The sequence below is a fragment of the Lentzea alba genome (genome assembly GCF_047445655.1).
Taxonomy (GTDB): Bacteria; Actinomycetota; Actinomycetes; order Mycobacteriales; family Pseudonocardiaceae; genus Lentzea; species Lentzea alba_A.
On sequence record NZ_JAJAEG010000009.1, the window covers coordinates 294,412 to 318,676 of the forward strand.

At 69.3% G+C, this 24,265-nt stretch carries 23 protein-coding genes; 9 read left to right on the top strand and 14 right to left on the bottom strand.

All coding sequences use genetic code 11. The features are described 5' to 3' along the window. Window positions 1-12 precede the first annotated feature (12 nt). Both LFM09_RS17435 and LFM09_RS17440 read left to right on the top strand, forming a co-directional pair. Window positions 13-951, top strand: coding sequence for a helix-turn-helix transcriptional regulator (locus tag LFM09_RS17435; RefSeq protein WP_414097499.1), 939 nt, complete (start codon window positions 13-15; stop codon window positions 949-951). A 177-nt stretch (window positions 952-1,128) separates the two neighbouring features. Next, window positions 1,129-1,776 (top strand): PP2C family protein-serine/threonine phosphatase, encoded by a 648-nt coding sequence (locus LFM09_RS17440; RefSeq protein WP_414097500.1) that lies wholly within the window; start codon window positions 1,129-1,131, stop codon window positions 1,774-1,776. Here the strand turns inward: LFM09_RS17440 and LFM09_RS17445 are convergent. Both LFM09_RS17445 and LFM09_RS17450 read right to left on the bottom strand, forming a co-directional pair. Beyond that, entirely contained in the window at window positions 1,769-2,575 is an 807-nt protein-coding gene (locus tag LFM09_RS17445; protein ID WP_414097501.1) for a Ku protein, read from the bottom strand. The genes LFM09_RS17440 and LFM09_RS17445 overlap by 8 nt on opposite strands. Before the next feature lie 5 nt (window positions 2,576-2,580). Further along, complete coding sequence (locus tag LFM09_RS17450) at window positions 2,581-4,116, bottom strand: PKD domain-containing protein (protein WP_414097502.1); 1,536 nt, start codon at window positions 4,114-4,116, stop codon at window positions 2,581-2,583. A 107-nt stretch (window positions 4,117-4,223) separates the two neighbouring features. Here LFM09_RS17450 and LFM09_RS17455 point away from each other — a divergent pair, with 107 nt between their 5' ends. Further along, a complete protein-coding gene (locus LFM09_RS17455; RefSeq protein ID WP_414097503.1) occupies window positions 4,224-4,577 on the top strand; it encodes an SH3 domain-containing protein in 354 nt (117 codons plus the stop codon). A gap of 48 nt (window positions 4,578-4,625) precedes the next feature. Here the strand turns inward: LFM09_RS17455 and dmpG are convergent, their stop codons facing one another. Genes dmpG through LFM09_RS17505 form a run of 10 tightly spaced genes read right to left on the bottom strand, consistent with a single transcriptional unit; the run spans window position 4,626 to window position 13,175 of the window. Further along, window positions 4,626-5,642 carry a 4-hydroxy-2-oxovalerate aldolase gene (dmpG, locus tag LFM09_RS17460; RefSeq protein ID WP_414097504.1) on the bottom strand — a complete coding sequence of 339 codons (1,017 nt, stop codon included), beginning with the start codon at window positions 5,640-5,642 and terminating at the stop codon, window positions 4,626-4,628. Then, window positions 5,639-6,541, bottom strand: a complete 903-nt coding sequence (locus tag LFM09_RS17465) for an acetaldehyde dehydrogenase (acetylating) (RefSeq protein ID WP_414097505.1) — start codon at window positions 6,539-6,541, stop codon at window positions 5,639-5,641. The genes dmpG and LFM09_RS17465 overlap by 4 nt, the downstream gene beginning before the upstream one ends. Next, window positions 6,538-7,332, bottom strand: a complete 795-nt coding sequence (locus LFM09_RS17470; protein WP_414097506.1) for a 2-keto-4-pentenoate hydratase — start codon at window positions 7,330-7,332, stop codon at window positions 6,538-6,540. The genes LFM09_RS17465 and LFM09_RS17470 overlap by 4 nt, the downstream gene beginning before the upstream one ends. 18 nt (window positions 7,333-7,350) lie before the next feature. Further along, window positions 7,351-7,923 carry a PadR family transcriptional regulator gene (locus tag LFM09_RS17475; protein WP_414097507.1) on the bottom strand — a complete coding sequence of 191 codons (573 nt, stop codon included), beginning with the start codon at window positions 7,921-7,923 and terminating at the stop codon, window positions 7,351-7,353. A 24-nt stretch (window positions 7,924-7,947) separates the two neighbouring features. Beyond that, window positions 7,948-9,396: an aldehyde dehydrogenase gene (locus tag LFM09_RS17480; protein WP_414097508.1), complete on the bottom strand. Its 1,449-nt coding sequence runs from the start codon at window positions 9,394-9,396 to the stop codon at window positions 7,948-7,950. After that, window positions 9,393-9,590 (bottom strand): tautomerase family protein, encoded by a 198-nt coding sequence (locus LFM09_RS17485; protein ID WP_414097509.1) that lies wholly within the window; start codon window positions 9,588-9,590, stop codon window positions 9,393-9,395. Before LFM09_RS17485 ends, LFM09_RS17480 begins: the two co-directional genes overlap by 4 nt. 1 nt (window position 9,591) lies before the next feature. Further along, entirely contained in the window at window positions 9,592-10,371 is a 780-nt protein-coding gene (locus LFM09_RS17490; RefSeq protein WP_414097540.1) for a 2-keto-4-pentenoate hydratase, read from the bottom strand. A gap of 5 nt (window positions 10,372-10,376) precedes the next feature. Next, complete coding sequence (locus LFM09_RS17495) at window positions 10,377-11,618, bottom strand: MFS transporter (protein ID WP_414097510.1); 1,242 nt, start codon at window positions 11,616-11,618, stop codon at window positions 10,377-10,379. A gap of 10 nt (window positions 11,619-11,628) precedes the next feature. Then, window positions 11,629-12,510, bottom strand: coding sequence for a VOC family protein (locus tag LFM09_RS17500; RefSeq protein ID WP_414097511.1), 882 nt, complete (start codon window positions 12,508-12,510; stop codon window positions 11,629-11,631). Then, window positions 12,507-13,175, bottom strand: a complete 669-nt coding sequence (locus LFM09_RS17505; protein WP_414097512.1) for a class II aldolase/adducin family protein — start codon at window positions 13,173-13,175, stop codon at window positions 12,507-12,509. Before LFM09_RS17505 ends, LFM09_RS17500 begins: the two co-directional genes overlap by 4 nt. Window positions 13,176-13,255: 80 nt before the next feature. On the opposite strand from LFM09_RS17505, the gene LFM09_RS17510 reads away from it, so the two are divergent. Next, window positions 13,256-14,116, top strand: coding sequence for a formylglycine-generating enzyme family protein (locus LFM09_RS17510; RefSeq protein WP_414097513.1), 861 nt, complete (start codon window positions 13,256-13,258; stop codon window positions 14,114-14,116). A gap of 17 nt (window positions 14,117-14,133) precedes the next feature. Further along, a complete protein-coding gene (locus LFM09_RS17515) occupies window positions 14,134-14,655 on the top strand; it encodes a metallophosphoesterase family protein (protein WP_414097514.1) in 522 nt (173 codons plus the stop codon). A gap of 159 nt (window positions 14,656-14,814) precedes the next feature. On the opposite strand, the gene LFM09_RS17520 is transcribed toward LFM09_RS17515, so the two are convergent. Next, window positions 14,815-17,712 carry a discoidin domain-containing protein gene (locus LFM09_RS17520; RefSeq protein WP_414097515.1) on the bottom strand — a complete coding sequence of 966 codons (2,898 nt, stop codon included), beginning with the start codon at window positions 17,710-17,712 and terminating at the stop codon, window positions 14,815-14,817. Further along, entirely contained in the window at window positions 17,706-20,264 is a 2,559-nt protein-coding gene (locus tag LFM09_RS17525) for a glycoside hydrolase family 97 catalytic domain-containing protein (RefSeq protein WP_414097516.1), read from the bottom strand. The genes LFM09_RS17520 and LFM09_RS17525 overlap by 7 nt, the downstream gene beginning before the upstream one ends. 119 nt (window positions 20,265-20,383) lie before the next feature. On the opposite strand from LFM09_RS17525, the gene LFM09_RS17530 reads away from it, so the two are divergent. The 4 genes from LFM09_RS17530 to LFM09_RS17545 all read left to right on the top strand — a co-directional run bounded on the left by LFM09_RS17530 (window position 20,384) and on the right by LFM09_RS17545 (window position 24,251). Further along, entirely contained in the window at window positions 20,384-20,674 is a 291-nt protein-coding gene (locus LFM09_RS17530) for a hypothetical protein (protein WP_414097517.1), read from the top strand. A 1-nt stretch (window position 20,675) separates the two neighbouring features. Next, complete coding sequence (locus LFM09_RS17535; RefSeq protein WP_414097518.1) at window positions 20,676-21,977, top strand: sensor histidine kinase; 1,302 nt, start codon at window positions 20,676-20,678, stop codon at window positions 21,975-21,977. Then, on the top strand, window positions 21,974-22,627 hold the full coding sequence (locus LFM09_RS17540; RefSeq protein ID WP_414097519.1) for a response regulator transcription factor: 654 nt from the start codon (window positions 21,974-21,976) through the stop codon (window positions 22,625-22,627). The genes LFM09_RS17535 and LFM09_RS17540 overlap by 4 nt, the downstream gene beginning before the upstream one ends. Before the next feature lie 61 nt (window positions 22,628-22,688). Next, window positions 22,689-24,251 (top strand): SLC13 family permease, encoded by a 1,563-nt coding sequence (locus tag LFM09_RS17545; protein WP_414097520.1) that lies wholly within the window; start codon window positions 22,689-22,691, stop codon window positions 24,249-24,251. The last annotated feature ends 14 nt before the right edge of the window (window positions 24,252-24,265 follow it).

A 24,265-nucleotide genomic window follows, 5' to 3' on the forward strand; every position in this document is an offset into this window, starting at 1 on the left:
TATGGTCCTACAGTGTCTTCTGCCCGTTTGCTGAAATTGCTCGGCCTGCTGCAGGCGCGCCGTGAGTGGTCGGGTTCTGAGCTCGCTTCGCGCTTGGGCGTCAGCACGCGCACGGTCCGGCGTGACGTCGACAAGCTCCGCGCGCTGGACTACCCGGTGGCGGCGTCGATGGGCACGTCAGGCGGCGGCTACCGGCTCGGGTCCGGCGCGAGTCTGCCGCCGTTGCTGCTGGACGACGACGAGGCGGTGGCCGTCGCGGTCGGGCTGCGGACCGCGAGCGGCATCGAGAACATCGGCGAGACGGCCGTGCGGGCGTTGCTGAAGGTCGAGCAGGTGCTGCCCTCGGCGCTGCGGCACCGAGTTGCTGCTCTGGAGATCGCGACCGTGCCGCACACCGGGTCGGCGCCTTCGATCGACGCGTCTCTGTTGACTTCGGTCGGCACGGCCTGCCGCGACCGGCAGCGGATCCGGTTCGCCTACGTCGGCCACTCGGGGGAGGAGTCGCTGCGCGAGGTCGAGCCGCACCGGCTCGTGACGTGGGGCCGGCGCTGGTATCTGGTCGCCTGGGACGTGCTCCGGGACGACTGGCGCACATTTCGGCTCGATCGGATGAGCGTGCGGACCCCGTTCGGCGCGCGCTTCACGCCACGTGAGATTCCGGGCGGCGACGCGGGGGCGTTCGTGGCGGCACGGGTGGCCGATCGGTGGCCGGTGCAGGGCGTGGTGCGACTGAGCGTGCCCGCTTCTCAGGCCGACGCGTGGCGCAGCTACGGCGAGGTTTTCGCTGTGGACGAAAGGTCGTGCGAAGTCCGGGTCGGTGGCGAGACGATGGACGACGTGGTGTTCATGCTCGCGAGCATCACCGTCGAGTTCGAGGTCGTCTCCCCGCCGGAACTGTCTGCTGCTCTGGTGCGGGCGGCCGACCGGTTTCGCCGAGCGGCGAAATTCTAGAGATTTTCTCAGGGTGCTGACAGCAGACTCTTGGCCAGGGCCTGTGTTCTGGGTCCATGCCCGCGATAGTCGGGGCTGAGGCGGCCCCCGCCAGGAACCACCTCAGTCGCGACTCTCATCGGACGAGACCCAGAACACAGGCCCGGCAGGGCTTAGTGGAGGTCAGGGAGGTCCGCCATGCTGATCGATCGCACCATGCCACTGGGCACCGCGTTGACCGTGACCTACGCGTCGGACCGTGGTCCGCGCACGTACAACGCCGACGCGTACGCCACGAACGGCCGCCGCACGTTCGTCGTCGCCGATGGGGTGGGTGACTCGCCGGCCGCCGCCGAGGCCGCGCACGCCGCCGCACAGGCCGCCGCCCTGCTGGCCGATCCGGTCGCCGCGATCCTCGCCGCCCGTGACGCCCTCCAGGTGCACCTCGGGGATGCCGTGATCGTGGTCGCCGTCGCACGGCCGGACGGGGGCTTCGACGTGGCGTGGGCCGGTGACGCCCGTGCGTACGCCTCTGACGGTGAAGACCTCGTGCAGCTCACGACGGACCACACCGTGGCCGAGTACTTCCGCGAGCGCGGGGTCAGGCCCGAGCCACGGCTGGAGCACGTCGTCACGAACACCGTCCGCCACGCGACGCCGGAGAACATCGGGCGTGCGACGACACGCGCGCAGAGGCTCGTGCTCACATCGGACGGCGTGTACGGGCCGTTGGGGCACAACGGGATCGAAGCGATCATGGCCGGGCACGCGTCGGCCGAGCGGCTCGTGCGGGCCGCGCTGTACGCGGGCGGGACGGACAACGCGACGGCGCTCGTCGTCAGCTGACCTTCTTCTTGCCCCGCTTCGACTTGCTCGCCTCGACGCTGCGCTGCAACGCCTCCATGAGGTCCACGACCCCCGTGGCCTCGGGAGGCTCGGCCTCGACCACGACCTCGCGGCCCTTCTGCTTGGCCTTGATGAGCTTGTTGACGCGCTCGGTGTAGGTGTCGCGGTAGTCCTCGGGCCGCCAGTCGTCGGCCATCGACTCGACCAGCGACACCGCCATGTCGAGCTCCTTGCCGCGCGGCGCCCGGCCTTCCGGCGTCACGTCCAGCACGTCCTTCGGCTTGCGGATCTCGTCCGCGAAGTACAGCGTGTGGACCGCGAGGATGCCCTTGTCCTCCGTCAACGCGGTCAGGTACTGCTTGCCGCGCATGACGAACATCGCGATCCCCGCCCGGTTGGTCTTCTTCATCGCCTGGGCGAGCAGCAGGTACGGGCGGGAGAACTCGGGTTTGGCCGGCCCCAGCCAGTACGTCTTCTGGAAGTGCACCGGGTCGATCTCGTCGATGTCCACGAACGCCTCGATGTCGAGCGTGCGTGAACGTCCTGGTGCGATCTCGTCCAGTTCCTCAGGTTCGACCACGACGTACTCGCCGCTGTCGACCTCGTGCCCCTTCACGATCTTGTCGTAGGGCACCTCACGTCCGGTGCGCTCGTTGACGCGCTTGTACCGGATGCGGTCGGACGTTCCGCGCTGGAACTGGTTGAAGTGCACCGTGTGGTCCTCGGTGGCGCTGTACAGCTCCACCGGGATCGAAACCAGCCCGAAACTGACCGACCCGCTCCAGATCGCCCGTGCCATGCGGGTCAGGTACCCGCTTTCACCTGCACCGAATCACGTGCCTCGTGCAGCCTGCCGTCCACGACGACGCGCGGCATGTGCGGCCCGCTCGTCGTGTACGTGTGGGTGACCTCCCGGCCACCCGACGCAGACGTGCCGTCACCGAAGTACCAACGGAAGTCCTGGCCGGCGGGAGCCTTCAACGTGACGGTGTCGCCGGCACGCGTGACCTCCAGCGAGCTCAGGACGGAATCCAGCCCGAACCACTGGCGCAGCTGCTGGTTGCGCAGGAAGTTCTCCGCGTACTGGCGCGACCCGACCGTGTCCGGGTGCGCGATCGCCGCCGTCAGGCACTGCAACGCCGTGGCGCTGTACCGCGGGCACGCTTCCTGGCGCAACGAGAACTGCTCGTCCTCGTCCGGCAGCTGCCAGACCTTGCGCTGACCCGCGAAAGCCGCGTTGTCCAGCGTGAACAGCCCGTCACCCGCCACCGCGAACGGCCCGTCGGACGACGCCGCGTTGGCCTGCGCGACGGCGAGCCGGTAGGCCTCCGCCGACTCGCGGGTGAACTGCTCGAACCGCTGCGGCGCCCGGCCGATGTTCTGCAGGCAGAGCTGTTCGTTCTGCGCGCTGAAGCCCCGCTCTGTGCAGAACCAGCTCGGCACAAAACTCGCCCGGCTCAGCGCGTAGTAGAAGTCGACGACCAGCACCTTCGGCCGGCCCGGCAGGGAATGCGCTTTCTCGATCGCCTCCCGCATGCCGCGCCCGCCGTACCCGATCTTGGCGCCGCTGAAGTACGGCACGTCTTTCGCCGGGTTCGTGGGCGCCGCACCCACACCGCCGCACTCACGCCGCACGGCCGTGGGCACGTCCTCGGTGCCAGGGGTGATGCCCAGCGGGATGCCGAGCAACGGGTCCATGTCGTTGATGCAGCCGTTGATGATGACCAGGTCGGTTTCCTGCTCAGCCGCCTTCTCCAGCTGGCAGAACACGTCCGGCATCTGCGTGGTGACCTCGCCGAGCTCCATCTCGCCGTCGCCGTCGGGGTCCTGCGTCACCGAGCCGGGGCACGGCACGTCGGGCGCGTCGAGCACGGCGCCGGAGATCGAGTAGTCGCGGTGCACGAACCCGCGCCCGGTCGCGTCGCCGAGCAGTTCGGCGGTCAGGCGCGGGAACTTCTGATGCTGGTCAACGCCCTGGTTCCACACCACGGAGTCGCCCACGGACACGACCCGAACGGGGTCGCAGCCGTCGGAGACCTTGTCGCGCCACACCTTTCCGTACGCACGGCCGGGTTCGCGCGCGTCGAGCAGGAACTCGCCGGTGCCGGGCAGCGTGAACTGCCCGCCGGTGCCGGTGATCACGGTGCCGTTCTGCCGCACCCGCCACTCGACGTTCTTGTTGGCGGGGTTGAAAACCGTCACCCGGCCCGTTGACGGTTGACCGCAGACGGCCGTCACGTCGACGTCGAGGATGAGCGGGTAGTCCGGGGAAACCGCTGCTACAGCGGGGTTCGAACTGGAGATCACGACTGCGGCCAACGCCACGGGTAACGCCCTCATGGGCGGCGAGTTTACGGTACGACGTCGTCTCGTTAGGTGGTCGTGCAACCCCGAATGTGTGAGGTGCGTTTCCTGCCCATGATCGACAAATCACTGGGAGGAAGTAGATGAAACTCGTACTGGGGATGGCGCTTGCCGGCGCGGCGCTGATGCTCGGATCCGGTGTGGCAGTGGCGGAACCGGTGGCTGCGTCGAGAACTCCGGTGACGGCGTGGGCCGACGTGAACATCCGCGAGTGCCCGGCGACGTCGTGCAAGGTCTTCGGTGTGATCAAGGCGGGGGAGACCGTCGACGCCTTCTGCTGGACGCACGGCGAGCGGATCTTCGACTACGGCCTCGTCAACGAGTACTGGCTCATGGTGAGCCGCCAGGACGGCGGCCGTTACCTGTCCAGCGCGCTCTACTTCAAGGGTGACCAGCGCGCGAACCTGCCGCTCGACAACTACTGCGGGCGCGCCTGACCTGATGAGTGGTTTCCGCTGCTACGGCGGCGGAAACCACTCACGCCCTCACTGCACCAGGTCCAGCGCGATGTCGGCGATCAGGTCCTCCTGGCCGCCGATCAGCCGCCGACGCCCCACCTCGACGAGGATCGTGCGCGTGTCCAGGCCGTACTCCAGCGCGGCTTTTTCCGCGTGGCGCAAGAAACTGGAGTACGCGCCCGCGTAGCCGAGGGTCAGCGTCTCGCGGTCGATGCGCACCGGGCGGTCCTGCAACGGGCGCACCACGTCGTCGGCCGCGTCCATCAACGCGAACAGGTCGCAGCCGTGCTCCCAGCCGGAGATGTCGGCGACCGCGACGAACGCCTCCAACGGGCAGTTGCCCGCACCGGCGCCTTGCCCGGCAAGGGAAGCGTCGACTCGGGTGGCGCCGTTCTCGACCGCCACCACGGAGTTCGCCACGCCGAGCCCCAGGTTGTGGTGCGCGTGCACGCCGATCTCCGTGTCCGCGGAAAGCACGTCCCGATAGGCCTGGACCCGCTCGCGCACCCCGTCCATCGTCAACCGGCCGCCGGAGTCCGTGACGTAAACACATTGCGCGCCATAGGACTCCATCAGCTTGGCCTGCGCGGCCAGCTCTGACGGCGTGGCGAGGTGTGACATCATCAGGAACCCGGACGTGTCCATGCCGAGCTCACGTGCGGCCGCGATGTGTTGTGCCGCGACGTCGGCCTCGGTGCAGTGCGTGGCGATCCGCACCGACCGGACGCCCAACGCGTGCGCCTGCTTCAGGTCGCGCACGGTTCCGATGCCGGGCAACAACAACGTGGTCGGAACGGCCGAGGTGACCACCGAACACACCGCGGAGATCCACTCCCAGTCGGTGTGCCGGCCGATGCCGTAGTTGACGCTGGATCCGGAGAGCCCGTCGCCGTGCGCGATCTCGATGGCGTGCACACCCGCCGAGTCGAGCAACGAAGCGATCGCGCTGACCTGGTCGACGGTGTAGCGGTGCCGGACGGCGTGCATGCCGTCCCGAAGGGTGACATCGGTGAGCCGGATTCCTGCTTTTTTGTTGACAGTCATGCCAACACTCCCGTGGCGATGCGCTCTGCGGTCCGCAGCGCGGCCGAGGTCATGATGTCGAGGTTGCCCGCGTACGCAGGCAGGTGGTGCGCGGCGCCTTCCACTTCCAGGAAGACCGAGACCAGCACCGAGCCCAGCTCGTGCATCGGGTCGTCCGGCCGCACGCGCGTGAACTGCACCTGCTGCTTGAGCCGGTAGCCGGGCACGTACTGGCGCACGTCGGCGACCATGTCCCGCACGGACTGTCCGACCGCGTCGGTGTCGCAGTCGGACACGAGGCAGTACACCGTGTCCCGCATGATCATGGGCGGATCCGCGGGGTTCAGCACGATGATCACCTTGCCGCGCGCGGCACCGCCGACCATCTCCAGCGCACCAGCCGTGGTCTCGGTGAACTCGTCGATGTTCGCGCGAGTACCCGGACCGGCCGAGCGCGACGCGATGGACGCCACGATCTCGGCGTAGTGCACGGGGGTCACCGACGAGACCGCGGCGACGACCGGAACGGTGGCCTGGCCGCCGCAGGTCACCATGTTGACGTTGCGCACGCCCGCCGCCGCGTCGAGGTTCACCGCGGGCACGACGTACGGGCCGATCGCCGCCGGCGTGAGATCCACCAACGTGCGTCCCAGCGCGCCCAGCACCTCGTCGTGCCGCTTGTGCGCACCGGCCGAGGTGGCGTCGAAAACCAGTTCCACGTCAGCGAACTCGTCCAGCGCCACCAGTCCGTCGACACCCTCGGCGGTGGTGGCGACCTTCAGCCTCCTCGCGCGCGCCAGGCCGTCCGAGGAGGGATCGATGCCGGCCATCGCGACGATCTCCAGCTCCTCGGAGACCCGCAGAATCTTGATCATGAGGTCGGTGCCGATGTTGCCCGACCCGATCACTGCGACCTTCATGCTCGTTCTCCTCGGGTGAAGTGCACGCTCACGTGGCCGACCCCGGAGATCGTGGCCTCGAAGAAGTCACCGGCGGCGACGTCCACGACCGGACCGAGCGCGCCCGTGAGCACGATGTCGCCCGCCCGCAACGGATCCCCGAACGACGACAGCGTGTTCGCGAGCCAGGCGGCGGCGATCAGCGGGTCGCCCAGGCAGTTCGCCCCGGTACCGGTGGAGACCACTTCACCGTTGCGGCTCATGGACATCTGCACGGCCGGCAGATCCAGCGAGCCCGGCTCGATCGGCGCGCCGAGCACGAACTGGCCCGCGGAAGCGTTGTCCGCCACCGTGTCCACGATGCCGATGTCCCAGTTCGCGACCCGGCTGTCGACGATCTCCAGCGACGGCAGCACGTGCCTGACCGCGCGGCGCACGTCGTCCGGCCCGTAGCCCTCCAGCGGCAGGTCCTCGGCGAGGATCAGCGCGACCTCGGCCTCGACCCGCGGCCGGATCAGCCGTGACGTGTCGGAGAAGCCCCCGTCCGGGACCTCGGTGTCGGCGAACAACGCGCCGAAGTCCGGCTGGTCCACGCCGAGTTGTTGCTGCACAGCGGGATTCGTGAGGCCGATCTTGCGGCCGACGATCCGCCGTCCCGCGCCGACCGCCTCGGCGACGTTGTACTGCTGCACGGCGTACGCGGCGTTGATGTCGCCGATCGGCAGCAGATAACGCACGGGCGGACAGCCAACGGCAGCACGTGAGGCTTCTGCCAGTGCCTCCGCTGCTTTGACGATTTCAGGCGAAGACACTGGTACCTCCTGTGAGATTCATTCGTCGAGGAGTCGCAACCCCTCCTGCGCCCAGGCGATGCGCGTCCGGGCCACCGCCGCGTGCCCGGCGAACACGTGCGCCTTCAACCGCGCCATGCGGTCGTGCTGCTCGACCGGCCGCTTGGTCATGCGTTCCCGCAGCAGCTCGGTGTCCTTGGCCAGCAACCGCGCCTCGTGCGCCTCGGCGTGCTCCAGCGCGGTCTCCTGCTCGCTGATGAACTCCTTGAGCACCCGCTTCGCCGACTCGGCCGGCACGAGGTCGAAGTACAGCGCCTGCACCTCGAGAGCATCGCGCGAGGGCGGGATCGGCAACGGCGTGCCGATCCACTCCTTCAGCTCGCGCAGACCCTCGTCGGTGATCGCGTAGACCGTGCGGGTCATCCGCGTGCCGCGCGTCTGCTCCTCGCCCGTGATGAGGCCGTTGTCCTCCATCTTCTTGAGCGCCGGGTAGATCTGGCTCTGCGGAGCGGACCAGACCCACCGCGTCGAGGCACCGAAGAGCTGCGTCAGCTCGTACCCGCTCATCGGCCGCGCTTCGAGTACTCCCAGCAAGACGTGAGGAAGAGACATGTATCGATGTTAACGTTTTCGCGCTCATGCTGCGGCGATTTCTGGGGCGATTCGCATCGTGATGGTCCTCGCCTCGGTGAAGAACTCGCGGCTGAACGCGCCGCCCTCACGACCGATGCCCGAGTCGCCAAACCCGCCGAACGGCGCGCGCAGGTCTCGCACGAAGAAGCAGTTCACCCAGACGTTGCCGCTGTTCATGCTTCCCGCGACGCGGTGCGCGCGGTGCAGGTTCTCGGTGAAGAGCATGGCTGAAAGGCCGTACGGGGTGTCGTTGGCGAGCTTGACCGCCTCGTCCTCGGTGGCGAACGGCGTGACCGTCACCACCGGGCCGAAGACCTCTTCGCGCAGCACGGGCGCGTGCGCGGGCGGGTCGATCACGATGCTGGGCCGCACGAACCAGCCCGGCGCCGCGCCGCCGCCGAGCACCTTGGCGTGCCCGGTGGCCTCGGCGTCGAGATAGCCGGTGACCTTGCGGTAGTGCTCCTGGCTCGCCAGCGGGCCGATCCTCGTGGCGGGATCCTTCGGGTCGCCGAGCTGCAAAGCCGCTGCGGCAGCAGCGAAACGTTCGACGAACTCGTCGTGCACACCCTGCTGCACGTACAGCCGTGAACCCGCGAGGCAGACCTGGCCCGCGTTGCCGAACGCGGCCTCGATCGCCCACGACACCGCGTTGTCCAGGTCGGCGTCGTCGAAGACGAGGTTGCAGCCCTTGCCGCCCAGCTCGAAGCTCACCGGCGTGAGGTTCGCCGCGGCCGCCCGCCCGATCGCCTTGCCGGTACCGGACTCGCCGGTGAACGTGATGCGGTCGACGGCCGGGTTGACCGTGAGCGCCTCACCCGCCGAGCCGGGCCCGAACCCGTGCACGACGTTCAGCACGCCCTCCGGAATGCCTGCCTCCAGAGCGAGTTCGGCGAGCAGGTACGCCGAGTGCGGGGTGTCCTCGGCGGGCTTGAGCACCACCGTGTTGCCCCACGCCAACGCCGGCGCGACCTTCCAGGTTTCCAGCATCAGAGGGTAGTTCCACGGCGCGATCGCGCTCACCACACCGGCGGGCGCGTGCTGCACGTAGGTGTGGAACCCGGCGGAGTTCGGCAGGTGCTGCGACTCGGCGAGCCGTGCGTGGTCGGCGAAGAACCGGAAGTTGAGCGCGGAACGGGGCACGTCCTTGGTCTTGGCGGCGGTGATCGGCTTGCCCATGTCGCGGGTGTCGGCCAGCGCGAGGTCCTCGTTGTGCTGGTCCATCAGGTCCGCGAGCTTGTGGATGAGCTTGCCGCGTTCCTCGAACGACATCCGCGGCCACGGGCCCTCGTCGAACGCCTTGCGCGCGGCGGTGACCGCGAGATCGGCTTCACGAGCGCCGCCGAGTGCGACGGTCGCGTAGGCCTCCTGCGTGTACGGGTCGATGTCCTCGAACGTGGCGCCGTCGGCCGAGTCGACCTCGGCGCCACCGATCACGTGCTTGATGCTCTTCATCGCTCCAACTCCCGTTCCAGCAACGTCTTCCCGCCCGCGCTCCAGAACTGAGGCGGAACTTCGGTCAGCAGCACCCGCACCTGTTCGTCCCGGACGCCGAAGCTGTCGCGGACCGCTTCGTGGACGGCCTGCAGGCCCTTGCGCAACGTCTCGCTGTCGCGTCCTTGAGCCACCTCGATGCGCACGATCGGCATGTCAGCTCCCCACCGTCAGCCGGCCGAGACCGGCGAAGTCGACGGAGACGGGTGCTTCCGCGGACAACGGAACGGCGTCCGTGACGCCGCCGGTCAGCACGACCCAGCCCGCCTCGATCCGCTTTCCCCTGCGTGCCAACGTGTTCGCTGCCAGCGCCAGCGCCTCGGCCGGATGTCCCTGCACCGCAGCACCAGTCGCGGTGTAGACGACCGAACCTCCGACCGAGAGCACGCAGCCCTCCAGCGCGAGGTCGAGCTCGTCTGGGGAGCGGCCGACCGAACCGGTGACGTACAGGCCGGAGGAAGCGTTGTCCGCCACCACATCGGGCAGGGTGAAGCGGAAGTCGCGGTAGCGGCTGTCGATGACCTCCAGCCCGGCGAACACCTTCTCGACCGCGCAGATCGCGGTCGCGGCCGTGACACCGGGCCCGGAGAGCTTGCGTCCCATCACGAACGCGATCTCCGGCTCGACCCGCGGGTGGATCAGCTTGTGCGTCGGCACCGGCACGCCCAGCGGCAGCACCATCGCGTCGGTCAGCCACGCCACGAGTGGCGAGTCGACGTTCATCCGCTGTTGCTTGGCCCGCGAGGTGAGGCCGAGCTTGACGCCGATCAACGTCTCACCGCGCGCCAGTCTTAGTCGAAGAGTCTCGTCCTGGACGGCGTACGCGGTCTCCAGGTCGAGCTCGGGCCAGGTGTCGCTGAGAGGTTCGCCGTCGATGCGCTTGTCCTCGCGCCGCAACAGCTCCTCCGCCGCGCGTTCGACGGTCCAGGCTTGCAGTGTCTTCACGGCGTGGCTCCAGCGAGTGCACGGGTGCGGGGGAACGCGGCGACGGCGACGGCACCGAGCACGGCCACCGCGGCGAAGAGGTAGAAGTTCCAGGACGCGCCGAGGCTGGAGTCGATGATCACGCCGCCGACCGTCGGGCCGAGGATCGCGCCGAGCCGGCCTACGCCGAGCGCCCAGCCGATGCCCGTCGCCCGCACGCCGGCCGGATAGGACCTGGTCACGTGGGCGTTGATCAGGTGCATCGTGCCGATCGTCCCGTAGCCGGAGATGGCCACCAGGACGTAGATGGCCAGCTGACCGGGGTTGGTGCTCAGTGCGGCGGCACAGACGGCCGCGAGGGCGAACGAGCCGAGGATGATCGGCTTCGCGCCGTGCTTGTCGGACAGGCGTCCGCCGAGCAGTGCGCCGAAGACCGAGCCGAGGTTGAACACCAGCAGGAAGCTCAGCGCGGATCCCAGCGGATAGCCGGACGCCCGCATGATCTCCGGCAGCCAGGTGTTGAGGCCGTAGACCAGCAGCAGGCCGCAGAACGACGCGACCCAGAACAGCAGGGTGCGGCGCAGGTAGGGCTTCTGGATGAGGGTGCGAATGCCGCTGCCGCTGTGCTCGGACGGCGCGGGAACCGGGAGGCCGAGCCGTGCCGCGAGGGCCTTCGCCTCGTCGTGGCGGCCGCGGGACACCAGGTGCTCGAGCGACTCCGGCAGGTAGCGGAACGCAAGGGGGAGAACGAGGATCAGCGGCGCGGCACCGATCAGGTACATGACCCGCCAGCCCGCGGTGGGCAGCAGCGGGATCGCGAGCGTCGCGGCCAGGATGCCGCCGATCGCGTACCCGGACTGCATCGCGGCGTAGGTGAACGCGCGGTGCTTCTCGGCCGCGTACTCGATCGTCAGCGTGGCGGCGGTCGGCATCAGGCCACCGAGGCCGATGCCAGCGAGGAACCGCAGCACCAGGAACATGTCGGGGGAGGTGGCCGCCGCGCACGCCGCCATCAGCACCGAGAACCAGGCAACGCTGAAGAGGAACGTCTTGCGCCGGCCCCAGCGGTCGGTCAGCGTGCCGACGAGCAGCGCACCGATGAGCATGCCGACCAGCGCGGCGCTGCCGATGGTGCCGGCCTCGGCCCCGCTGATGCCCCACTCGTCGCGCAGAGCCTTGATCGTGGTGCCGTAGACCACCAGGTCGTAGCCGTCGAAGGCGAGGGCCAGACCGCATAAGACGATGATCAGCAAACGCATGACGGTTCCTTCAGGCGGGGAGGGGACGGCGGAGCTGGGGCTGGGTCTGGGTGCGCTGGATCGGTCCGTGCCACATGTCGATCGCGTCCGGCTCGGTGGGGTCGAAAACCCGGGGAACCCAGTCGTCGCCGAGGTTCCGGACGCCGTAGGAGTACTCGTAGGTGAGGCCCTCGGGCCCCTTGAAGTAGACGAAGATCGCGGTCGACTGCGGGTGCCTGCCCGGCCCCATCTCGATCTCCACGCCCTTCGCCTGCAGGAACCGCCAGTTGCGCATCACGTCGTCGAGCGAGTCGACCTGGAAGTTGATGTGGCACAACCCCGGTTCGCTACCGCGGAACACCGCCAGTTTGTGGTGCACCGGATCGAAGCGCATCAGGCACGCCCAGTCGCCGATCCAGTCGGAGACCTTGATGTTGAAGTGGGCGGACCAGAACGCGTACGCCTCCTTCACGTCGGGGGCGTCGAAGCAGATGTGGCCGAACTCGGTGATGCCGGCCGGGCGTCCGAAGTGGACCGGGCGGGCGAGCTGCACCTGGCCGTGCACCAGCTCGACCCGGTTGCCGAACGGGTCGTCGAACGCGATGAAGTCCTCGACGCGGCGCGACCTCGCCTGCTTCGGGGTGCCGCGGGCTACTTCCACGCCTGCCGCTTGGAGCTCCTTCTCGGCGGCTTCGAGCTCGTCGGGGCCTTTCAGGCTGAACGCGGACGCGAGCACGCCCGCCTCACCCTCCTCAAAGGCCAGACAGTGGTGACGCTTGTCGGCGCGGAGGTACGTGACGCCGTCCTCCTGCGCGACCAGCTCCATGCCGACGACGTCGACGGCGAACGCGGCCGCCGCTTTGGCATCCGCCGTGCCGGAACGCACGTACGCGATGTCGTGCAACGTGATCATGACTGTCCTTTCGCGCCTGAGCGCAGGTGTGCCCAGAGCCGGTTCAACAGTTCGGTTTCGGCGGCGAGCCACGCCGCCTGTTCGTTCGTGGACAGCGCGCGCGGCCGCCCGGCGGCGGCGGCCTGCGCGTTGATCCGGGCTGACGTCTCCAGAAGCCACATCCGCGCGACGGCCTGCCCGACGTCCGCACCGACGGTCACCGCGCCGTTGCCGCGCATCAGCAGCGCCGGGGCGTCGCCGAGCGCTTCGGCGAGTTGTTCCGCGCGGTCCTCGTCCCGGACGAGTCGCGGGTCGTCGAACACCGGAACCTCGGGCCCGAGGAACGCGCCCTGTCCGTGCAGCGGCCGGATCGGCACGTTCGCCGACGCGAGCGCGGTGGCCGTCTCGGGCTGGGCCCGGCAGATGGCCCGCACGTCCGGCCGTGCGCGGTAGATGGCGAGGTGGATCCACGCCTCCTTCGGCGTGCCCTCCGGCAGCTCCTCGGCCGCGCGGTCGAGCGTCATCGCGCGGTCGGAGAGCGTGAGGGAGCCCAGCGGACGGGGCGGCGTGATCAGCAGCCGCTCACCGACCAGGGCGGACACGTGCCCGAACGCGGTGACCAGCCCGGAGTGGGCGGTCGTCAGGGCCGCGTCCAGCAGGTCGGCTTCGACCTCTCGTGACTTCATGGTGTCGGACCATATAGGTATGGACATACCTATCGCTAGACGCTTCCGATATTTCTATCGATACAGATATGGTTCGACCCATGAACAAGCTGATCTACGTCTTGGCGATGCTCGCCGTCGCAGGTTGTGCGACTCCCGAACCGGTGGCCGAACCCGAACCGTCGCGGTCTTCGGTGCCCGTGCCCGTGCCCGAGGGGATGGTTCTGATTCCCGCAGGCACCTACACGTTGGGTGCCCTCAACGCGTTCTACATCGACGCCTACCCGGTCACGACCAGGCAGTTCGTCGACTGGGCCAACTCCCAGACGGACCTGGTGAACGCGCGTGGCGGCGACCCGCGCCGGTGGGACGGTCCGCTGCACCCGATCGAACGCGACGCGGTGCGCGACCGCGATGCGCGGGAGATCTTCACGACCGACGACTCCGACGACGACTCACGCATCTTGCGCCGCGACGGCCGGTTCGCCGTCGAGCAGGGCTTCGGCGACCACCCGGTGACCGAGGTCTACTGGTGGGGCGCCGTGCGGTACTGCGAGGGCCGCGGCGGGCGGCTGCCGACCGAGGCGGAGTGGGAGGCGGCGGTGCGGGGCACCGAGGGGCGCCCGTTCCCGTGGGGGAGTGCGCCGCTGGACAAGTCACGCGCCCAGTACGGCGAGTCCTACGGGGAGACCAGCGCGGTGACCGCGCATCCGGCCGGCGCTTCGCCTGAGGGCGTGCACGACCTGCTCGGGAACCTGTACTCGTGGACCAGTTCGCTGGACCGGCCCTTGCCGTACCGAGTGGACGACGGCCGGGAGGACCGCGCGTCCCTGGCCGCGCGGATCACCCGTGGGGGTGCTCATGACGAGTCCACGTTGAGCGCCACGGATCGAGATGGGTACTCACGCGATCCCTTTGCCGGACACCACCACATCGGGTTCCGCTGCGCTGCCAACGCGTGAGAGTACGGTCGGCAGCCGTGAGAGTGGTCGTGCTGTCGGACACCCATGCGCCGCGGTTCTGGAAGCGGTGCCCACCGGCGGTTGCCGAGCACCTGCGGTCCGCTGACCTGATCCTGCACGGCGGCGATGTCTGCGTCGCTCCCGTGCTGGACGAGCTGGCGCAGTACGCACCCGTCATCGCCGTGTGCGGCAACAACGACGGCCCCGACGTGGTGGCCTGGGGCGCGCCCGAGACCGCGGAGCTCGACATCGAGGGACTGCCGGTCGCGATGATCCACGACAGCGGGCAGAAGACCGGCCGGCTGGCCCGTCTGCGCCGGCGGTTCCCCGATGCCCGGCTCGTGGTGTTCGGGCACTCGCACATCCCGTGGGACGAGGAAGAAGGCGGGTTTCGCGTCTTCAACCCGGGTTCACCGACGGACAAACGTCGTCAGCCGCACGGCACGATCGGACTGCTGGACGTTGCGGACGGTGTGTTGCTGGACGCGCGAATCGTGCCGGTGACCCAGTCCTCCAGCCCCGGCCCGAGCATCTCGTAGACGTTCGGGCCGAACCCCGTGCCGGTGTGCGTGCTGCGCACCTCGACGCACTCGGATGCGAGAGTTGTGGCGCGCAGCCACCAACCGGCAGGTGCCAGACTTGGCTCACCCGCACGGAAACCTGGACCCGGATCGGCGGCACGCCACACGGCTTTCTGGTCAGCCAGCTTCTCCTCCTGTCACGGAGATGCTCCTGAGCGACGCGTGTCCCGGCTGCCATCCCGTCGACACGGCCACGTACCGCGCGGTCGTCGCCGGTCCGTAAGCCTTGCCGTCAACGCTGTACGTGACGGCGTGCGGTGGCACCTGACCGTCTGTCCACTTCAGACTCACCTTGCCGATCGCCTGCGACGTGCCGAGATCGACGACCATGCGGCCGTTCGAACCCGGTGTCCAGGCGGTGTGCTGTTCGCCGTCGACCGCCGCTGCCGGATCGCTCATGCCGGGTGGCAGGAGGGAGCTGGGGAACGTCACGCGGCCGAGCGCCAGATCGTTGAACGGGAACGCCTTCACGCCCGGCATGGTCACCGTGCGCTCGGCGCGCCCGAGCACGACCGGCAAGCTGGTGCCGTCGCGGTGGGTCAGCGTGAACCTGGCAGGACCGCCGCGGAACGTCACGCGCCGCGCGTCGTGCACGACGGCTGTGATGCCCGCGGGGATGTTGCGAGCGGTGAACCACGGCGCTTCGACCCGTGCGGTGGCAGCGGGCAGGTCGAGGACGTAGTCGGTGCCGTTCGCCGTGGTGACCTGGGTGCCCCGGTACAGCCTGGTTCCGCTCAGGCGGACGGTTCCGGTGGAGGCGGCGTCCGACAGGTTGAACAGGGTGAGGAAACCGTCCGCTGTGCTCGCCCGGACCCGCGCGGGGCATTCCGGGGCCGGTTGCGCGGCGATCGAGCGCAGGTCGGCGCGTGTGTACCCCTCGACGATCCCGGCCGGCAGAGTGATCGTGTCGCCCTGCACCGTGATCGGCTCGCCGGCCCGTGCGACGAACCCCGCCCGTCCGTCCACGTCGAGCCAGCCGCGCGTGCTGAGGTCCGGTCTTGGGTGCTCGGCCACCGCGGTCCACGTGACACCGTCCGGCGACGTCTCGATCCGGTAGGCACCCGCTGCCGCGGTCTCCCAACGCAGCCGCACGCGGCTGAACGCCGTGGCAGCGCCCAGATCGACGGCGAGCCAGCTGTCGGCGCGGCCGCGTTCAGCACGGGCGACGGCCCAGCGTGTGGCGGGATCGTCGTCCGTCGCCTTGACCGGCTCCATGCCGGTGTCGAAGGACGACGCCGTGGTCGGCTTGCCACGTGCGAGGCCGCCGCCCACCTCGAAGTCGAACAACGAGTAGCCGTACGTGGGATGAGGCCGCACGCCGACCATGCGGACGTGCCGTGCCGTCGTGGTCGCGAACGTCAGCTCGTCGACCCGGAACTGCTCGCGTGCCCGGACCGTCGCGCGGCCCGCGGCACCCGTGTAGGTGCGGGAGCCGGTGAGACCGGGCATGCCCGGCATCGCGATGTTGTGCACGTCGACCCGTCCTGGCCGGGGGAGCACGCACACGATCGTGCCTGTGGGCAGCGTGGCGGTGCCGGCGAACCCGTCAGCGAACGCCAGCAGGCTCGCCGTGCCGTCGAAACCGTCGCGAACCCGTTGGTACACCACGGTGTTACGTGTGGCCACGGCGGCGGGCGGCAGCAGCATCGGCGTCGTGCCACTGATCTTGAACAGCCAGTCGTCGTGCGCGGGCTGCCAGGCGAACTTGGTGAACCCCGGCTTGGTCACCGTGCCCGCCCACGCGGCCGCGGACTGGTGTGTCAGCAGGCCGGGCTCCACGCCGTGGTCGATGGTGATCGCCGCACGGGCGAAGAAGTCCGGTGCCGGGGTCACCGGTGGGCGCAGCTCGTGCAGCAGGTAGCTGATCGCGAGCTCGGCGCGTGCTTCCGGCTCGTACTTGGCCTCACCGGAGAACTTCGCGAGCCGGTGCACCGGCGGATGTGCCTGGTAGGCGAGCAGCCGGGACGCGAGCGCGGCCTCCGCGTGGGCGGCCATCGGGTCGCGCAGCACCGTGGAGCGGAACGCGAGGGGGATGACGTCGCGGCCGTACAAGTGCTCCCGGTCGTCGACCATCGGCATCAACGGCTCGCCGGCGTCGCTCATCGTGGCGAGGACGGTGCGCCACAACAACTCCCCGTTCGGTTGCCTGGTCAGCACCTCCGGCAGCGGCCGGCCGGCGAGCAGGAAGTGCACTGCGTTGCGGCCGGAGGTGCGCCACAGCTCCGACTGGTAATGAGGGCCGAACGAACCGTGGTTCTCCACGATGAACGTGTCGTGGAGGTTCGTCGCGGTGTTGGCGGAGATCGGTACTTCGTCCACTGTGGAGGGATTGGCGAGGTCGGCGGCCGGCAGCCCGGCCTCGTTGCGGCTCCAGCGGCCGAAGGCCTCGCGCCACCCCGGTCCGTCGCCGTGCCACGCCAGTCCCGGTGCGAGGGCCTGGGCGTAGACCCCCATCTCCTCCAGCTTGGTGTCGCCGCGATGCCCGCCGATCAGGCCGTTCGGCGTCCAGCCGCCCGAGCGCGGATCGTTGCCGGTGCCCAATGACGTCGTGTAGTCGGCCTGGCCACGCGCGATCGCCTCGACGTTCGCACGCGTCGGCGGGTCCAGGTCCGGCCAGAGCAGCCGGGCGGCGAGCACGAAGTAGGACTGGAACGTGGTGTCCCAGAACAGGGTCTTGCCCCACTCGGTGCCGCCCGCGAGCACGTTGCTCGCCGCGAAGTGCCGGATCGTGGCGAGCGTTCGCTGGCGCAGCACGTCTTTGCCGACACCGGCCAGTGCCGCGTCGTAGCTGCCTCTGGTGAGCAGCACCGCGTTGCCGAGCACGACCGCGAACCCGAAGTCGGTGCGCCGGTAGCGACCCTCGACCGCGTCGTACTGCGTCTCGGCCCATCTCGTGTGCCGCAGCAGGACTTCGTAGTAGGTGTCCTTGACGCTGCCGGCCTCGGCGAGCGAGATGCCCGGTGCGACGGCCAGCAGACCGGTGGCTTGGAGCAGTCGTCTCCGGCTGATCAGCACGTCAGCACCGCCTCCGCCCAGTCGGCGTGGTCGAAGTTGCGGCCGTCACCGCCGTCGGTGACGCGCAGGCTCAGCATCCGGACGTTCGTCACGTCGACGTCGATCGGGAGCGCCGGACCCTTGCCCGTTCGGACACCGCTGTCGTGGAGGAGCTGGTCGTCACCGAACACCTGGAACGCCACCGAACCCGGTTGTGCGATCTCGTCGTCGAGACCGACCTTCGCGGTGAAGCGCCCACAACCGCGGCCGAGGTAGACCGAGATCTCGGACGGCGCGTGCACACCGATGCCCTTGGTGTACGTGACGCCGCCGATGGACAGCGCGTTGCCGTCACCGCCGGAGCTCTCGCCGTTGGACCGGTCGCGCTCGACCGGGCCCCAGCCGTTCGTCTCGCTCATGAACGGCAGATCGCTGACCTGTGCACCGTTCGGGGGAACCGGTGGCGGCACGAACGCCTTGACCGCCTGCTCGACGTGCCCGCCGGCGCCGAAGGTCGCGACCACCGGCACGTCCACCGGCCCGATCGGGCTCTGCGCGCCGACCTGCAGCCGCCAGCGACCGGTGATCGACTCGCCGGGAGCCAGCCTCCGGCGCTCCACCGCGGCGCCGGACACCGTCCAGCCCACGGGGGCGGTGGCCTTGAGCGCGACGTCGCGGATCTCCTTGTCACCGTTGGTGAACGTGCCGGTGACCTCGAAGGACGACCCCTTCTGGGCGTCGACCGGCGCGGTCGGTGTGACGGTCAGCGTCGTCTTCGGCACCTGGCGGATCGGCCGGTCGCAGGTCTGCAGGCCGGGCCGGTCGCGGCAGATGACCGCCGCGAAGCCGCCGTTGCCCCTTGCCGGGACCTCAAGACTGTCGGTGTCGCGCATGACTCGCCGGTCGCGGACGACGTCGGCCCTGGTCGCGGGATCGCGGACGGTCTCGACCAGCCACTGGCCCGCGCCGAGGAAACCCAGCTGCGCCTTGAGCGTGCGTTCGGTCGTGGTGATGCCGCCGACGAACCACCTGTCGCCGTGGCGGCGGGCGACCACGGCGTGCGTGTCCGGGTCGCCGTCGAGCAGCCTGGTCTCGTCCCAGACCGTCGGCAGCTGGTTGAGGTAGCGCAACGCCTGCGGATGCCGTTCGTAGGCCTCCGGCTTGTCCGCGAAGTGCGTCCAGCCCGACTCGTACACGACCGGCAGCGCGGTCTCGTGCGCGATCGACGCCTCCTTCGTGCCGACCTCCAGCGACACCGGCGTGTAGTCCATCGAGCCGGCGACGTTGCGGGTGAAGAACTGCATGGGGTTGTTCGCGGCGGGCGGGTGGTTCTCCGCGCCGCGCACGGCCTCCATGGTGAGCACGTGCGGCCAGGTGCGGGCGAGGCCGTGCGGGATGGTGGAGCCGTGGAAGTTGACCATCAGCTCGAGGTCGGCCGTCTTCCGCAGAACCGCGTCGTACCAGCGGTAACGCGCCTGCGAATCGGACTCCATGAAGTCGAGCTTCACGCCCTTCGCGCCCCACCGCTTGATCCTCGGCAGCACGGTGTCGCGCTCCTCCTGCGTGTCGAGGTCGCTCCACCGCAGCCACAGCAGGATCTCGACGCCCTGCGCGCGGGCGTAGCGGATCAGCTCGGGCACCCATGCGGCGCTCCAGCCCTCGTCGACCAGCGCGTACTCCCAGCCGTTGCGGGCGGCGAAGTCCACGTACTGCTTCTGCCGCGCGAAGTCGCCGGGGCTGGAGTGCTCGCTCAGCCACGACCACGCGACCTTGCCCGGCTTGATCCAGCTCCTGTCGCCGAGCAGGGCCGGGGTGGCCAGGTCGTCGACGAGCGTGGACGTGCTGACGGTCGCCAGGTCGCCGACGATCGCCGTGCGCCACGGTGTGGTCCCCGTCGACTCGACCTGCGCGTCGGCCAGCACCACCTGGAAGTCGTTGCCGCTCTTGCGCAGCTTGCTGCCCGCGTACCGGCCGTCCACATCGGACTCGGTGAGCAGGGCGAAGTCGTTGCCCGCCTGGAAGAGAGAGGGGTGACCGAAGTCGCCGGTGGCCTCACCCGCGGTCGTGCGCACCCGGTTGGCCTCGTACCAGGCGTTGTAGGGGAGCAGCCAGGCCTTCGCGTCGGCCTGGACCGTGAAGCTGGACGCTTCTCCTGTCACGGTGGTCGGGTTCGGCAGGACGTAGCGGTAGGCGACCCCGTCCGGTGCGGCGCGCACGACCAGGTCGAAGCTGCCGCCGGCGTTGCGGAAGCCGAGCCTGGTCTCGGTCATCCGGGTGGTGCGCTGCAGCCGTTTGCCGTGCGGCATCTCGTAGCGCTCGATGACAACGCGGTCAGAGCGGCCGGTGAACGTCAGGTCCTGAGTGAGGTCGGCGGCCGTCGTGGTGATGCCGACCGGCGCGGGCTGGAGCACGGTTCTGCCTTGCCGCTGTACGGACAAGGTCAGTCTTCCGCTGGTCAGGGCCAGCTTCGCGGTGACCTGACCCGGTCCTGTGACGGTCCAGGAGGTCGGTGCCGCGGTGGCGGGCACGGCCGGCAACAGCAGGGCGAGCACGATCGCGATCAGTCGTGACATCGTTGTCAGCTCCCAGTGTGAGACCGCTCTCATCGTGTTGGGGCCGTACGTTCCCGGTCAAGGGGCTGATGTTTTTCAGTCGATTTGCGGACAGATGAAGAGATCTTCATCTTGGTCTCATGCGGGACTCCTCCGGCCGGGGCAAGCTCGGTCGCATGTTGCCGTCCGCCCGCACCGGCACGGTCCTCGTGGCCGTGCTCAGCGTGGCGTGCGCGGTCGCGGCCGTGCTGCTCGTGCTGACCGTGGTGCGGCCGGTGCCACCGGAAGTGCGGGCACCCGAGGTCCAGATAGGACGCTCGGTCGCACCCACCACCTCCAACCCCACGCCCGCCCCGACGCCCACCACCACTCCGAGCGCCGTGCTGCTACCGCCGCCACCGCCGGTCGATGACGACGACGAGGACGACTGACGTGCCCGCACGCGTGAAGATCATGTGCTGGCTCCTCGGCCTGATGACGCTCGTCCTGGCGACCGTCGTGGTCGTGGTGTGGCGGTTCCTGCTGGTCGACGTCGACGACCGGGTCAACCGGGCCTTGGAGCAGGAGACGAACGAGTTCAGCACGTACGCCGAGACGCACAGCGGTGACGTGTTCACCGTGGCCGAGGCACATCTGCGCCTGCAGTACCCGGACGACTACGAGGTCCACGTCGCGGTGCTGCCGGGTGGCGTCGTTCGCGGGACACGCTCCGAGGTGACGTACGCGCTGGAGAAGGACCGCACGGTCCTCACCGGGATCACCTCGTCGGGTGGGTCCTGGGGCGTCATTTCCAGTCCCGCCGGCCCGTTCCGCTGGGCGAAGGTGCACGCGGTCTCGGGCGGCTCCGACATGTGGTTCGTGACCGGCTACTTCGAGGACGGCGTGCGCGCCCCGGTGCACTCCACCGTGCGGGTGCTCGTGCTCGTGTCGCTGGCGGGGCTCCTGATCGCGGCGCTGATCGCGTGGTTCGTGGCGGGCGTGATCCTCGCGCCGGTGCGGATGGTCCGGCAGGCCGCCGCGGAGATCACCGAGGACGACCTGACCCGCCGCATCCCGGTGTCCGGCAACGACGACGTCGCCGCGCTGGCCCAGCAGTTCAACTCGATGCTCGACCGCCTGGACCGCTCGTTCCGGCTGCAGCGCCAGTTCCTCGACGACGCCTCGCACGAGCTGCGCACCCCGATCACGATCGTCCGCGGCCACCTGGAGCTGCTGGGCGACGACCCTCTCGAACGCGCTGAGGTGGTGCGTCTGTGCACCGACGAGCTGGACCGGATGGCGCGCCTGGTGGAGGACCTGCTGCTGTTGGTGAAGGCCGAACGTCCGGACTTCCTGCGGCCGGTCGTGGTCTCGTTGCCCGAGCTCACCAGCGACATCGACGCCAAGCTGCGCGCGTTGGGTGACCGGCGGTGGGTGCTGGAGTCGATCGCGGAGGGCGAGGCGGTACTTGATCCTCAACGCATCACGCAGGCTTTGGTGCAACTGGCTTCGAACGCGGTCCGGCACACGACTGCTGGTTCCGAGATCCGTTTCGGATCCTCTGTGGACTCGGTGGTGTCGTTCTGGGTGGCCGATTCCGGGCCCGGTGTGCGCGACGAGTCGATGCTCTTCTCCCGTTCGACCGGCCTCGGGTTGCCGATCGTGAAGGCCATCGCGGAGGCGCACGGCGGCGCGGTGCAGGTACGTTCTGTGCCTGGTGAGGGAGCGACTTTCGTGCTGGAGGTGCCGCTGTGACCGGTCGCATCCTGATCGTGGAGGACGAGGCGCGCATCGCCTCCTTCGTGGAGAAGGGGTTGCGCGCCAACGGCTTCACCACTTCCGTCGTGTCCTCCGGCGCGGACGCGTTGTCGTGGGCGGCTTCCTTCGACCTGGTGGTGCTGGATCTGGGACTGCCGGACATCGACGGCTTCTCGGTGCTGCGCTCGCTGCGCGCGGAGGGTGTGGCGACGCCGGTGATCATCCTGACCGCGCGTGACTCGGTGCACGACACCGTGGCGGGGTTGTCGGGTGGTGCCGACGACTACATGACAAAGCCGTTCCGGTTCGAGGAGCTGCTGGCTCGCGTGCGGTTGCGCTTGCGTCCGCCCGGTGTGCCTGAGGCGACGGTGTTGTCTTCCGGGTCGTTGTCCTTGGATCTTCGTACTCGGCAGGCTGTTCTGCCGTCCGGGTCGGTGGATCTGACGGCTCGTGAGTTCGCGTTGCTGGAGCTGTTTCTGCGGCATCCCGGGCAGGTTCTGGTGCGTGAGCAGATCCTGTCGCACGTGTGGGGCTACGACTTCGATCCCGGGTCCAATGTGGTCGATGTCTACGTTCGTTCGCTGCGCCGGAAAATCGGTGCCTCGCGGGTGGAGACCGTGCGCGGGATGGGATATCGCCTCGTGTAGATGAAGGCTCTTTCATCGTCGCCTCACTTGTGGATCAGGGTGTTCGGCCACTCTGGTCCTCGTGATTCTGACGCTGGTGGTCTTCGGGATGGCGGTGCTCCTGTGGGTGTGCACGCCGCTGGACGACACGTTCGTCGCGCTGGCGGCCGTGGCGGCGCTGCTGCTGTTCGGTGTGCTGCCCGCTTCTTCCTTGGCTGCCCTGGGCAGTTCGACGACTTGGCTGCTCATCGCGGCGTTCGTGCTCGCGGCCGGGGTGACGGCGTCCGGGCTGCCTTTGCGGCTGGCTTCCTGGCTGGTGGGGCGGGCTCGGACCGTGCGTGGCCTCGCGCATCTCACCGCTCTTGCCTTGCTGCTCACCGCGTTCTTCGTGCCGTCGACCTCGGGTCGGGCTGCTCTCGCTCTGCCGGTCTGCTCGGCGTTGCGCACTCGGCTGAACTCGCGCGTCGCGCGGGCTCTCGGGGTGCTGTTCCCGTCGGTGATCCTGTTGACCGCGGTGGCTTCGCTGGTGGGTGCGGGGGCGCACCTGATCACGAGTTCGTTGCTGGAGACCGCTACCGGGCAGGGGATCGGGTTCGGGTGGTGGTTGCTGCTCGGGGTGCCGCTGGCGTTGGTGAGCGCGCACGTGACCGCCGAGATCGTGCTGTGGCGCTTCACCACGCGCTCTGACCGGGTAGCGCCCCTGCTCGCTGTGCCTCTCGGCGCCGGGTCCTCCTGGGAATCGCCGACTGTCGAGCTGCCCGTCCGCACGCTCGTGCCCGCCACGATCGTCGCCTCGGCGCTCGTGCCCGCAGCGCGGAGCGAGGGTCGCCTCCAGGGGGTCCCCTGTTCCAAATATCCCACGCGGCAACGACAATTCCGGACGCTCGAACTCCCTCCGACGCCGACCGCATCCGCGACGACCGGTCTGCGGATGTTCACCACAGCGACGGGAGCGTCGCAGCTCACCGGTCCGCAAACGTTCACCACACCGATGGGATCGCCGCAGCTCGCCGAGCCGTCGCGGCTCAACGGGTCACAGCAGCTCACCAGGCCGGAGTGGACCGCCCTGGCCCTCGTCCTCACCGTCTCGCTCGCGTGGCTGACCGAGCCGCGGCACCACATCCGACCCGAGGTCATCGCCCTCGCCGGCGCCGTCGTCATCACCGCCCCACGCCTAGGCACCACCACGATGAAGAGGGCCTTCGCCGACATCCCGTGGTCACTCCTGCTGTTCATGGCCGCCACCACGATGCTCGGCACCGCGCTCATCGACTCCGGCGCCGGAAACCTCCTGGCAGGCCTGGTCAGCCCCACCCACCTCCTCCCGACCGTCATCGTGGTGAGCCTCCTGGCCCACCTGGTGATCCAGTCGCGGTCGGCCCGCTCGAGCGTCCTCATCCCGATCGTCATCCCGCTGGCCGTCACCGCCGGCCTGAACCCGGTGGCCCTCGCCTTCGCCTCAACGGCAGCCGCGGGCTTCTGCCACACCCTCACGTCGTCCGCGAAGCCGGTGGCCCTCTTCTCGGACGCCTACCGCCCGCGCGACCTGCTCAAGCTCTCCGCACTCCTCGCGCCCGTGACGGCAGGGCTCGTCTTCGGCTTCGCCGTCCTGGTCTGGCCGCACCTCGGCCTGCCCCTGCACTAGAGAAAGAGGTCGTC

Excerpts from the sequence above, each read along its gene's own strand:
- LFM09_RS17530 (WP_414097517.1), top strand. The coding sequence starts at position 20,384 with ATGCGGGACTCCTCCGGCCGGGGCAAGCTCGGTCGCATGTTGCCGTCC.
- LFM09_RS17525 (WP_414097516.1), bottom strand. The coding sequence starts at position 20,264 with ATGTCACGACTGATCGCGATCGTGCTCGCCCTGCTGTTGCCGGCCGTG.
- LFM09_RS17505 (WP_414097512.1), bottom strand. The coding sequence starts at position 13,175 with ATGAAGTCACGAGAGGTCGAAGCCGACCTGCTGGACGCGGCCCTGACG.
- LFM09_RS17450 (WP_414097502.1), bottom strand. The coding sequence starts at position 4,116 with ATGAGGGCGTTACCCGTGGCGTTGGCCGCAGTCGTGATCTCCAGTTCG.
- dmpG (WP_414097504.1), bottom strand. The coding sequence starts at position 5,642 with ATGACTGTCAACAAAAAAGCAGGAATCCGGCTCACCGATGTCACCCTT.
- LFM09_RS17480 (WP_414097508.1), bottom strand. The coding sequence starts at position 9,396 with ATGAAGAGCATCAAGCACGTGATCGGTGGCGCCGAGGTCGACTCGGCC.
- LFM09_RS17455 (WP_414097503.1), top strand. The coding sequence starts at position 4,224 with ATGAAACTCGTACTGGGGATGGCGCTTGCCGGCGCGGCGCTGATGCTC.
- LFM09_RS17445 (WP_414097501.1), bottom strand. The coding sequence starts at position 2,575 with ATGGCACGGGCGATCTGGAGCGGGTCGGTCAGTTTCGGGCTGGTTTCG.
- LFM09_RS17495 (WP_414097510.1), bottom strand. The coding sequence starts at position 11,618 with ATGCGTTTGCTGATCATCGTCTTATGCGGTCTGGCCCTCGCCTTCGAC.
- LFM09_RS17440 (WP_414097500.1), top strand. The coding sequence starts at position 1,129 with ATGCTGATCGATCGCACCATGCCACTGGGCACCGCGTTGACCGTGACC.
- LFM09_RS17500 (WP_414097511.1), bottom strand. The coding sequence starts at position 12,510 with ATGATCACGTTGCACGACATCGCGTACGTGCGTTCCGGCACGGCGGAT.
- LFM09_RS17485 (WP_414097509.1), bottom strand. The coding sequence starts at position 9,590 with ATGCCGATCGTGCGCATCGAGGTGGCTCAAGGACGCGACAGCGAGACG.
- LFM09_RS17475 (WP_414097507.1), bottom strand. The coding sequence starts at position 7,923 with ATGTCTCTTCCTCACGTCTTGCTGGGAGTACTCGAAGCGCGGCCGATG.
- LFM09_RS17510 (WP_414097513.1), top strand. The coding sequence starts at position 13,256 with ATGAACAAGCTGATCTACGTCTTGGCGATGCTCGCCGTCGCAGGTTGT.
- LFM09_RS17465 (WP_414097505.1), bottom strand. The coding sequence starts at position 6,541 with ATGAAGGTCGCAGTGATCGGGTCGGGCAACATCGGCACCGACCTCATG.